Annotated in this window: 3 protein-coding genes; 1 reads left to right on the forward strand and 2 read right to left on the reverse strand. The window is 50.9% G+C overall.

From position 1 onward, the window contains the following. The coding region (locus ACJROR_RS04520; protein ID WP_406546055.1) for a hypothetical protein at positions 1–316 on the forward strand (316 nt) is incomplete at its 5' end. A 218-nt stretch (positions 317–534) separates the two neighbouring features. Here the strand turns inward: ACJROR_RS04520 and ACJROR_RS04525 are convergent. Together ACJROR_RS04525 and ACJROR_RS04530 are read right to left on the reverse strand one after the other, a co-directional pair. Next, entirely contained in the window at positions 535–1605 is a 1071-nt protein-coding gene (locus ACJROR_RS04525; RefSeq protein WP_406546056.1) for a MalM family protein, read from the reverse strand. Between the two features lie 245 nt (positions 1606–1850). Beyond that, the coding region (locus ACJROR_RS04530; RefSeq protein ID WP_406546057.1) for a carbohydrate porin at positions 1851–3033 on the reverse strand (1183 nt) is incomplete at its 5' end.

The following is a 3033-nucleotide window of genomic DNA, read 5'->3' on the forward strand; positions in this document are numbered from 1 at the left end:
TCTCATGTTTATCGGCTATGTTTCGGATCACGGCGCCGATCCCTCTCAGATGGGGAATGATCACAACACCACGCATTTTGTGTTTGATATGGTCAGGATTCAGTTTGTGATCGGTTTTTCCGAAAAGTACCTGAAATCCCGCGGAGACCTAGTAAACACCCTGTCCGCCAGAACCCATGAATGCTTCACCAATGATCTCATCTTTGATTTAATGCTGGGGATAACGGGACTTTCATCGGCAAACTATTACCGCAAAAGCTACGACCTTTCCTCGGAGAGCTACTCCGTAAACTGCGGCACGCTCTTACGTTGTTAGGGGGCAAGCCTGTTTCCGAGGATCCGGGGTTAACAGGCAATGCAGAATAACGGGGATGCTGGATTACAGCGGAGGGTTAAGGCCAACGATCCGAGAATGCTCTCCCGGGAGGTTTGTTCAAGGCAATGCCGTCCCCACTTAAAAACAGAAAACCATGACCTTAATCGGCCATGGTTCTTTCATTTCACAGGATCTTCCGCTCTTCCGGAAACGTCCTGCTATTTCTTCATGGACTGAATGGCATCCACAAAGGTCTGCTGCGCGGTGGCGGATCCGGCTCTCTGAGCCTCGCCCACGAGAGACATGGCCCGGGAGAGATCCCCGTTCTGCACGCTGTTGCGAATAAGCTTGTTGTAAAGCTCCTCGGTCTCCTTCAGCATGGAACCCGCAGGAGCATTGCCGCCCATTGCCTGGTTCTGCATATTGGAAACTCCGGAGGAAGCATTTACTACCTCATTGCCGCTGCCGTCCAGAGAAACCACTGCGGTGGAGCCAATAGACTGGGATGAGGTGGAAATTGCCTTGCCGTTAGCCAGAATCACATTCTCCTCCCGGTTGCTCTTTCCTTCGCCGCCGAAGAGAGGCCCGTCGAAGTAGCTGATGATATCGTTGGTTACGTCATCCTCCTTCTGGCGGAAACGGAACGACACATTAATTTCGCCGATAGCCGAATGCTTTACCTGAATATTCGGAAGCTCGGTCTTCTGAAGGTTCCGGGCCTCCTCCCGCTTGTTCTCGGGATTCATGATGGACGTGGTGTCTGCCCGGGCCTCGTCGGTGGTGTAAATCACCATATAGGCAAATTCATGTCCCGGAGCGGCTCCGGCATTGTTAATGGCCAATTTGGCTGAAAGCGTGCCGTCCCCGATAAAGCTGTCCCGGTAACGGAAGGCGGAGGGTCTCAGGGTGCTTACCAGCTTGCGATCCTTATTGTAGAAGTCAACACGAGGCTGGAAGACAGTGGTGATGATGGTAGCTTCCATTTCGATCTGGAGATAGGCTACATTGAGGGGCAGCTGGAATATCTTGAAGAAGCTTTTGCCGGTGGGGAAATTAAAGGCTCTGGTGTTATCGGCATCAATAAAATACTTTTGATCCAGCGCTGAGGTAACGCTGACCATGTCCTTATCAAAAATATTCCCGTCCGAGCAGCAGGCTTCCGCCGCCAGAAGCTGCTCTTCGCCTTCCTTGTACGAAAGAAAGGAAGGACTGGGCTTGGTAAAAACATCAGTAACCGTTGAACATGCTGTCAGGGTCAAAAAAGAAGTCAAAAGAACTAACTTTCTCATAAAGCCTCCATGCTGATTGGTCATATTCTATCTTATGAGACACCAATTTCACATAAAAGTTTATCAATAACGCATTTTTGCCCGGCACCCGGAAACAATTATCCCGCCCCCGCTGACAGTCCGGAGACCCGGACATCATGTAAAACCCACGGTGGTACTTGAAGAGCAGGAAAACCAAAAACTAAAAAGGGCAGCTTGCGCTGCCCCTTCGTCATTCAGTTTGAACTAGCTGTCAAACTAACCAATTACCACCAGGCTTCAACCTGAGAACCGAAGGTGTACTGGAAGTTATGACGATTCTTGTTCTTAGCCTTGTAGCCAACAGCCCAGCTGTCTGCGAACTGATCACCGCCGATGTAGGAAACATAGAAGCGGATAGCAGGACGCTGCCAGAAGCCCTTGCCCGGAGTGAACTGCTGAGCAAGAGTGATCTTGTGAACCTCAGGATCCTTAACGGTGGGAGGAGTTACCCAACCGGTGGTCTTCATCTGAGACAGACCGAGTTCGAGAGTGGTACGGGTGTATTCAGTCCACTTGTACTCAGGACGGAGAACAATGCTCCATTCCCAGCCGGAACGGTCATAGGTCCAAGTATCGCCATTGCTGTGCTTCTTGCCGTTGTTAAGGTGAGCCCACAGGAGGGAGTAACCTAAACCGAAGTTACCCATATCAAAGGTACCCCAGTCAATGAGACGAATACCCTGCTGATCGAAGTCAGGAGTATAGTTATCGCCAGCGTGGTTCTTGAAAGCGCCAACATAGCTGAAGCCGTTGGTACCAAACTGGAAGATGAGGTGGTTCATAAGACCAAAGCTGTCACCGTTTACGTTGGAAGCATGGTCAAGGGTAAGGAGAGCGCCGGAATCTCTCTGGCCGCCGCGACGGCTGCCATCGCCCATGTTCTTGTTCTGATGATCAGATACAGAAGGAAGAGCATAGATCAGGGAAGCGTCCAAGGTTCCGAAGCCAACAGGAATAGCATCCCAACGAGCGTCGATCTTATATACGTTTCTCCAGTGATTATCCTTGTTTGCTGCATCGCCGTCATTGGCCCACTTAACAACAGCAAGGGAAGCCTTACCAAAGCCTACATCGATATCTTCAATACCGGTGCCGTAGCCAGAATCATTGAGGTAGTAGAGGTCAAGGATGTGGATATCCTTACGCTTGTAGAATCTCTTACCAGCCCAGATGGTGTAGCCTTCAGCAGGAGTGTAGCCAGACCAGAGCTCGCGGATGGACATTCTCTGACCGCCCCACGGGCCGCCAACAGCGTCAACGCCCTGCCAGGAGTTGCCCTGACGGTCAATGTTGCCTTCCTTGGTGCCGTAAGCTACGAGAGCGTGAACATCAAACTTGGTGTTGTTCTTGTTGTAGATATCCTGAGCAAAAGACAGCTCGGCATAAGAATCGCACTCGTCACCAAGA

The organism is Succinimonas sp., assembly GCF_045225735.1.
Lineage (GTDB): Bacteria > Pseudomonadota > Gammaproteobacteria > Enterobacterales > Succinivibrionaceae > Succinimonas.